The organism is Micromonospora sp. M51, assembly GCF_018070305.1.
Classification (GTDB): domain Bacteria; phylum Actinomycetota; class Actinomycetes; order Mycobacteriales; family Micromonosporaceae; genus Micromonospora; species Micromonospora parva.
Window position 1 is genome coordinate 1 of the sequence record NZ_JAGPXZ010000252.1, and the last position, 7566, is coordinate 7566.

Below are 7566 nucleotides of genomic sequence, written 5' to 3' on the forward strand. Positions count from 1 at the left end.
ACAGTGGAGCCCTGGCACCTGCTCCTGTCACTCCTGGACACCGACGGTTCGACAGCCACCGGTCTGCTGCGCGCCGTCGGGGCCGACCCGACCGAGCTGCGCCAGACCGCCCAGCGCGCTGTCGACAACCTGCCGGCCGCCCGCGGCTCCAGCATCGCCGAGCCGACGTTGGCTCGGGAGTTCGTCAACGCCATCGGCGCCGCCGAGCAGATCGCCCGGCCGCTGGGCGACGAGTACACCTCCACCGAGCACCTGCTCGCCGGCCTGGCCCGGGTGGGCGGGGCGGTGTCCGGCGCGCTGAAGACCGTCGGCGCCACCGAGGAGGCTCTGGTCGCCGCCTTCCCGACCGTTCGCGGTGGGGACCGTCGGGTCACCACAGCCGACCCCGAGCAGACCTACCAGGCCCTGACCAAGTACGGCGTCGACCTCACCGCCAGCGCCCGGGACGGCAAGATCGACCCGGTCATCGGGCGGGACTCCGAGATCCGTCGGGTCATCCAGGTGCTCTCCCGGCGTACCAAGAACAACCCGGTGCTGATCGGCGAGCCCGGCGTCGGCAAGACCGCGATCGTCGAGGGTCTGGCCCAGCGGATCGTCACCGGCGACGTGCCCGAGTCGCTGCGCGACAAGAAGCTGATCTCGCTGGATCTCGGCGCGATGGTCGCCGGCGCGCAGTACCGCGGGCAGTTCGAGGAGCGGCTGAAGTCCGTCCTGGAGGAGATCAAGAACTCCAACGGGCAGGTCATCACGTTCCTCGACGAGCTGCACACAGTCGTCGGCGCCGGCAAGGGCGAGGGCTCGATGGACGCCGGCAACATGCTCAAGCCGATGCTGGCCCGTGGTGAGCTGCGGATGGTCGGCGCCACCACGCTTGACGAGTACCGCGAGCACATCGAGAAGGACCCGGCGCTGGAGCGCCGCTTCCAGCCGGTGCTGGTCGGCGAGCCGACCATCGAGGACACCATCGGCATCCTGCGCGGGCTCAAGGAGCGCTACGAGGTGCACCACGGCGTACGGATCACCGACGCCGCGCTGGTCGCCGCCGCGACCCTGTCCGACCGCTACATCACCGACCGGTTCCTGCCCGACAAGGCGATCGACCTGGTCGACGAGTCCGCGTCCCGGCTCCGGATGGAGATCGACTCCCGGCCGGTCGAGGTGGACGAGATCGAGCGGGCGGTCCGCCGGTTGGAGATCGAGGAGATGGCCCTGGCCAAGGAGCCGGACGCCGCCTCCGCCGAGCGACTGGAGCGACTGCGCAAGGAGCTGGCCGACAAGCGCGAGCAGCTCACCGTGCTCTCCGAGCGCTGGCAGACGGAGAAGAGCCACATCACCAAGCTCTCCACCGCCAAGGAGGAGTTGGAGCGCCTCGGTGGTGAGGCCGAGCGTGCCGAGCGGGACGGCGAGTTGGAACGTGCGGCCGAGCTGCGCTACGGCCGGATCCCCGCCCTGAAGGTCGAGCTGAAGCAGGCCGAGGAGGAGCTGGCCCAGCTCCAGGCCGACGGCGCGATGCTCAAGGAGGAGGTCGGCGCGGACGACATCGCCGCTGTGGTCGCCTCCTGGACCGGCATCCCCGCCGGCCGCCTGCTGGAGGGTGAGACGGCCAAGCTGCTGCGGATGGAGGATTCGCTGGGCGGCCGGGTGGTCGGCCAGGGCGAAGCGGTCGGCGCGGTCTCCGACGCGGTACGCCGCGCCCGCGCCGGCATCGCTGACCCCGATCGCCCGACCGGCAGCTTCCTCTTCCTCGGCCCCACCGGCGTCGGCAAGACGGAGCTGGCCAAGGCCCTCGCCGAGTTCCTCTTCGACGACGAGCGGGCGATGGTCCGCATCGACATGAGCGAGTACGGCGAGAAGCACTCGGTCGCGCGCCTGGTGGGTGCGCCGCCCGGCTACGTCGGCTACAACGAGGGTGGTCAGCTCACCGAGGCGGTACGCCGACGGCCGTACTCGGTGGTGCTGCTGGACGAGGTGGAGAAGGCCCACCCGGACGTCTTCGACGTGCTGCTCCAGGTGCTCGACGACGGGCGGCTCACCGACGGCCAGGGCCGCACTGTCGACTTCCGCAACGCGATCCTGATCCTCACGTCCAACCTCGGATCGTCGGTGATCAGCGATCTGACGCTCGCCGACGAGCAGCGCCGGGAGGGTGTGCTGGCCGTGGTCCGGTCGCACTTCAAGCCGGAGTTCCTCAACCGGCTGGACGACATCGTGGTCTTCGCCTCGCTGCGCGGAGACGACCTGCGCTCCATCGTCGACATCCAGTTGGACCGGATGCGGCGGCGGTTGGCCGACCGCAGGTTGGGCCTGGAGGTCACCGATGCGGCCCGGGACTGGCTCGCCGAGCACGGCTACGACCCGATCTACGGCGCCCGTCCGCTGCGCCGCCTGGTGCAGAGCGCGATCGGCGACCAGCTGGCGAAGGCGCTCCTGTCCGGCCAGATCCGCGACGGCGAAACGGTAAAGGTCGACCGCACCCCGGAAACCGGAACCCTCTCCATAACCCCCGCCTAATCCCCACCCCTCAACGCGGTGATCAAGAGGTTTGCGTCAGGTTCGCGTCTTCGCATGACGCAAACCTCTTGATCAACAGGGTGGGGCGGGGGTGGACGGGGAAAGGGGTGGGGCATGTTTGGGATTGGTAGGAAGTGGGAGCGGGACCTTGGTGCGGCCGCCGACGAGTTGGCGGCGGCTGACACGCTCGCCTTCGGGGGAGTTGGCCTCGCCGGCACGTTGTTGCCGGTGACGGAGGCGTACGAGCGGGTGTCGGCGGCCCTCGACGACCACCCCGAGGAGGTCCGCCGCCAACTCGACCGGGTGCTTGCCGACGGCACACCCGCTGGCCGGGCGTACGCGGCCACGCTGTTGGAGCGTGTCGACCCGGCGGCGGCCCGAGCGGCGTGGACGTCGCTGCGGGACGACCCGAGCGAGTTCACCACCTTCGTCGGCTGCGTCATGGACCGCGAAACCCTGGGCACCTACGCCAGCCGGCGGCTCGCCGCCGCCTGAGCCATGCGCAGCAGGCGGCGCCACCGGTGCCGTCGGTAGCTGAGCTGTCGGTCACGGTACGGGTCCCGCTGGTGCCGAAGGTTGTTACCGTCTGCGCCGACGAACCTGGGGAGGTAGTCGGGTGAACGCGCTGGTGACGTACCTGGCGGCGGCGCTTGCCGTGCTCGTGGTGACCGTGCTCCTGTTCGTCGCGCGGGCCCGCCGGACAACCGGGCCCGGCGGCCTGCCGCCGTCCGTCCGGTCAGCGGGCGGCCCGGCGCAGTCGCCGCGCGCTGACCCCCGGCGACCGCGTGCGGATCCGCGAGCGGGAGTACGCGGTGAGCGCCACCATCCGCCTGGTCGAGGGTGACTGGAGCTGGGTGCAGCACCTGCTCGACGACGGATCCGGCACCCGCCACCGGCTCTCCGTGGAGGACGGCCCCGAACTCGAGCTGGTGTTCTGGACCGCCGAACCGAGTGCCACCGTCACGCCGGGCGCCCCGACCATCGAACTCGGCGGGCGGCGCTTCACCTGGACCGAGACCGGGCAGGCGCGATACACCGCCACGGGCGAGACCGAGCTGCCGTCGACCGGCACCATGCGCTACCACGACTACCAGTCCGGTGGCGCCGCGCGGCTCTCCTTCGAGGCGTACGGCGAAGAGGGCTGGCGGGTTTCCCGCGGTGACCTGCTCGGGCCCGCCGACCTGACGATCCACCCCACACCCGAGCTCCGCTGAGCTGGACCGGTGGGCGCGCCGGGCTCGTCGCGACATGCCGAACTGGCCGGTTGTCGATACGGTGTGGGCGCGATCTTAGGGAAGGAGAATCGTGGTCGATTCCCAGCGCACACCGGCCCGTCAGCGGCCATCCATTGTGTCGATTTCCAGCTACCTGCTCTTCCTGTTCCTGGCACTCCAGGTGATCAGCCTGATCATCACGCTCAGCACCTTCGGCAAGACGCGGGACGCGATTCGTGACGCGTATGCGGACAGCACCGCCGAGGGCGCCGACCAGGTGGCCGACGTCTTCGCCGTGATCGGCATCGGCGGCAGCGTCGTGCTGCTGCTGCTCGCGGTCGTGTTGGGCGTGCTGGCCCTCTTCAACAACCAGGGCCGCAACGGCGCCCGGATCACCACCTGGATCGTCGGCGGCATCATGGTCTGCTGCGTCGGCGGTGGCCTGCTCAGCAACGCGGCCGGCGGTCTCAACGCCGGTGGCGGGACCGGCGGCGACGGGCCCAGCCCCGAGGAGCTCCAGCGCCGCCTGGAGGAGGCCCTGCCCTCCTGGGCCACCCCGGTCAGCCTCCTGCTCAGCGTGCTCAGCCTGATCGCGCTGCTCACCGCGCTGATCCTGCTGGCGCTACCGAAGGCGAACGAGTTCTTCCGCAAGCCCACCGCGGCCTGGGAGCCGCCGACCCCGGGTGCCAGCTACCCGGGCTACCCGCAGGCGCCGGGTCAGCCCGGCTACCCGCAGGCCTCCGGCGAGCCGGGCTATCCGTCGAGTGGGGAGCCGAGCTACCCGCCGCCGGCAGCGGACCGGCCGGACGCGACGCCCCCCACGGACCGGCCGGACGACACGCCGCCCACGGACCGGCCCGGGTCAACCCCGCCGTCGACGAGCTGACGGCTCGATAAGCACGACGCCGACGATCCCTCCGAGTAGGTTGCAACCCGACGCCTACCGGAGGGATTCGTCGTGTCGTACCCGGATTCGCCACCGGCCCGCCGGCCCGCCGCCGTCCTGTCGGCCGCGTCCGTGCTGTTGGTGATGGCGGTCGCCGCGCTCGCGTACGCCGTGGTCGATCTGGTGGTGCTGGGCGCGACGGTCGACGCGTTCCGTCCCGCCGCCGGCAACACGTCGGCGAGCCCGGAGCAGATCGACGACGTGGTGACCCTGCTCCGCGCCTCCATGGTGCTGTCGGCGGTGGTGGCGGTGCTCTCCGCGCCGCTGCTCGCCGGCCTGGCCCTCGGGCTGCTGGCCGGTCGCAACGGTGTACGGGTGGCGACGTGGGTGGTCAGCGGGCTCGGCCTGCTCGCCGGCTGTTGCAGCGTGGCGGTGGTCGTCGGCGAACGGGCCGCGCCACTGCGACTGGGCTCGGGCGAGCAGGCTCTCGCCGAGTTGCTGGGCCTGATCGGCGACGCGTACCCGTCCTGGTGGATTCCGCTCAACGCCGGGCTTTCCGTCGCACAGGGGCTCGGTTACCTTGTAGTAGCCACGCTGCTGGCGCTGCCCGCAACGAACAGCTGGTTCGGCCGCCACCGCTCGGCCACGCCAACCGCACCGCCCACGTTCACGCCCGCCCCGCACCAGCCCGCGCCCCCGTTCCCGCCCAGGTGAGGACCGCCACGTGACGCTCGACCCCACCACCGCCGAGCGGCGAGCCCTGATCACCGGGGCCACCGCCGGCATCGGCGCGGCGTTCACCCGGCGACTGGCCGCCGACGGCTGGCACCTGGTGCTGGTTGCCCGAGACGAGGCGCGGTTGAGTGAGCTGGCCACCGAGTTGGGTTCCGCGTACGGCCGCGAGGTGGAGACGATCCCGGCCGATCTGTCCACCGACGACGGATGTGCGACGGTGGAGCGGCGGCTCGCCGAGGGCAGCCCGGTGCACCTGCTGGTCAACAATGCGGGCATCAGCCTGAACAAACCGTTCCTGCGTTCCACGGCCGAGGACGAGGCACGACTGTTGCGCCTCAACGTGCACGCGGTCATGCGGTTGACCCTCGCGGCGGTTCGACCGATGACCGAACGGCGAAATGGGGCAGTGATAAATGTCTCTTCGGTCGCCGGTTTCGGTACGGCCATGCCCGGCTCGACCTACTCGGCCAGCAAGGCGTGGGTGACCAACTTCAGCGAGTCCGTCGGCCAGTCGACGCGGCCGTTCGGCGTTCAGGTGATGGCTCTCTGCCCCGGCTACACCCGCACGGAATTCCACCAGCGGGCCGGCATCAACATGTCCAAGACGCCGGAGTGGCTGTGGCTGCGAGCCGAGGATGTGGTCGACGAAGCCTTGCGTGACCTGCGCAAAGGCAAGATGGTCAGCATCCCGGCGTGGAAGTACAAGGTGGTCGTCGCCGGTATGCGACACGCGCCGCGCCGACTGCTCCAGGCGGTCGCCCGGGACACCCGCGGCCGGATCGGTCGCGACGAGCGCTGAGCTTCGACAGGCCCGTCGGCCCCGAGCCGGCGGCGGGACGGCGTTGGCGCGCCGCTGTCAGACCAGTCGCTGAGCGTAGTCGAACATCGCCAGTCATCGGTTCCCCCCGGGGCTGATCAGGGTGGACCCCGCACACGGCGTTCAGAGTTGCGCAGTAACCTCTATCGCCATGGGGGACCACGACGACCTGCGTAAATTCATTACCGACCTGGCTGTGGTCCATGGCCGGGTCGTGCTCTCGTCGGGGCGCGAGGCAGACTGGTACGTGGATCTGCGGCGCGTCACGCTCCATCACCGGGCCGCTCCTCTGGTCGGCCGGGTGTTGCTGAACCTCACCGCCGACTGGGAGTTCGACGCGGTCGGGGGCCTCACCCTTGGTGCGGACCCGGTCGCCCTCTCGATGCTGCACGCCGCCGCTCCGACCGGCCGGGCCCTGGACGCCTTTGTGGTGCGCAAGGCGGGCAAGGCCCACGGTCTTCAGCGGCGGATCGAGGGGCCCGAGGTGGCCGGCCGCCGCGTGTTGGCGGTGGAGGACACCTCCACGACGGGCGGAAGTGTTTTGACCGCTGTCGAGGCGCTTCGCGAGGCCGGGGCGGAAGTCGTGGGTGTGGTGGTTATTGTTGATCGAGGCGCCGGCGACGCGGTGCGAGCCGCCGGATTGCCGTACCGGGCGGCCTATACGTTGGCTGACCTCGGCCTTGTGGCGTAAAAGTCTGCCGATTCGGATCTGCTGATATGCAGGCGGATCGATGCTGCTGGTGGAAGGATGGAATACGTGGGAACTGCGTTGGCCGAAATGACTATGCCTCAGATCTCGCCGCTAAACGGCGAGCCGATCGAACGTGCCGATGCCGAGCGTCTGGCCGGGGTCCTCAAGGCCCTTGCTGACCCTGCTCGGTTGCGGCTGCTCAGCCTGATCCAGTCGGCCCCCGAGGGCGAGGCGTGCGTCTGTGACCTGACCGCACCGCTCGGCCTCTCTCAGCCGACGGTCAGTCATCACCTGCGTATCCTCACCGAGGCCGGCTTGTTGCAGCGGGAGAAGCGCGGTGTCTGGGCGTACTACAGCCTGGTCCCGAGTGCGATCGCGACGATCGCCGACCTGCTGACCCCGCCGCGTAAGCGAGCCACCAAGAAGGCTCGCTGACGTAGGCATCACACGCCGCCCCGAGCCGGGGCGGCGTCCGGTGGCGAGCCAGGGGTGGCGCCACCGGTGGTTGACACCTGCTCGTCCCCGGTCGCACCGCCGGAGGCCGGGTTCGACACGCTGACGGCCGACCCCCTCGCCAGGGGGCCGGCCGTCGTCGTACCCCTCAACGGTCCTGACCGTGCTCCGGGCGCTGCTGGCCGTGCGGGTGCCGGTCGTGGTCGAACGCCTCGCGGGCCGCCTCCACCGCTCCGGCGGCACTGGCCGCCGCGACCAT

The 7566-nt window shown here is 70.7% G+C and carries 8 protein-coding genes; all 8 read left to right on the forward strand.

What is annotated here, in order from left to right:
• On the forward strand, nucleotides 1–2511 hold a 2511-nt coding region (gene clpB, locus KBX53_RS15485), incomplete at its 5' end, for an ATP-dependent chaperone ClpB (RefSeq protein WP_210859998.1).
• Between the two features lie 114 nt (nucleotides 2512–2625).
• Nucleotides 2626–3006, forward strand: coding sequence for a hypothetical protein (locus KBX53_RS15490; RefSeq protein WP_030332106.1), 381 nt, complete (start codon nucleotides 2626–2628; stop codon nucleotides 3004–3006).
• A gap of 290 nt (nucleotides 3007–3296) precedes the next feature.
• Nucleotides 3297–3725, forward strand: a complete 429-nt coding sequence (locus KBX53_RS36345; RefSeq protein ID WP_309140783.1) for a DUF4178 domain-containing protein — start codon at nucleotides 3297–3299, stop codon at nucleotides 3723–3725.
• Nucleotides 3726–3816: 91 nt separating this feature from the next.
• Entirely contained in the window at nucleotides 3817–4611 is a 795-nt protein-coding gene (locus KBX53_RS15500; protein ID WP_210859999.1) for a hypothetical protein, read from the forward strand.
• A 72-nt stretch (nucleotides 4612–4683) separates the two neighbouring features.
• Nucleotides 4684–5325: a hypothetical protein gene (locus KBX53_RS15505; RefSeq protein ID WP_210860000.1), complete on the forward strand. Its 642-nt coding sequence runs from the start codon at nucleotides 4684–4686 to the stop codon at nucleotides 5323–5325.
• Between the two features lie 10 nt (nucleotides 5326–5335).
• A complete protein-coding gene (locus KBX53_RS15510; protein WP_210860001.1) occupies nucleotides 5336–6145 on the forward strand; it encodes an SDR family oxidoreductase in 810 nt (269 codons plus the stop codon).
• Nucleotides 6146–6314: 169 nt separating this feature from the next.
• On the forward strand, nucleotides 6315–6854 hold the full coding sequence (gene pyrE, locus KBX53_RS15515; protein ID WP_030332123.1) for an orotate phosphoribosyltransferase: 540 nt from the start codon (nucleotides 6315–6317) through the stop codon (nucleotides 6852–6854).
• Nucleotides 6855–6911: 57 nt separating this feature from the next.
• Complete coding sequence (locus KBX53_RS15520) at nucleotides 6912–7289, forward strand: helix-turn-helix transcriptional regulator (protein ID WP_030332125.1); 378 nt, start codon at nucleotides 6912–6914, stop codon at nucleotides 7287–7289.
• Nucleotides 7290–7566 lie beyond the last annotated feature (277 nt).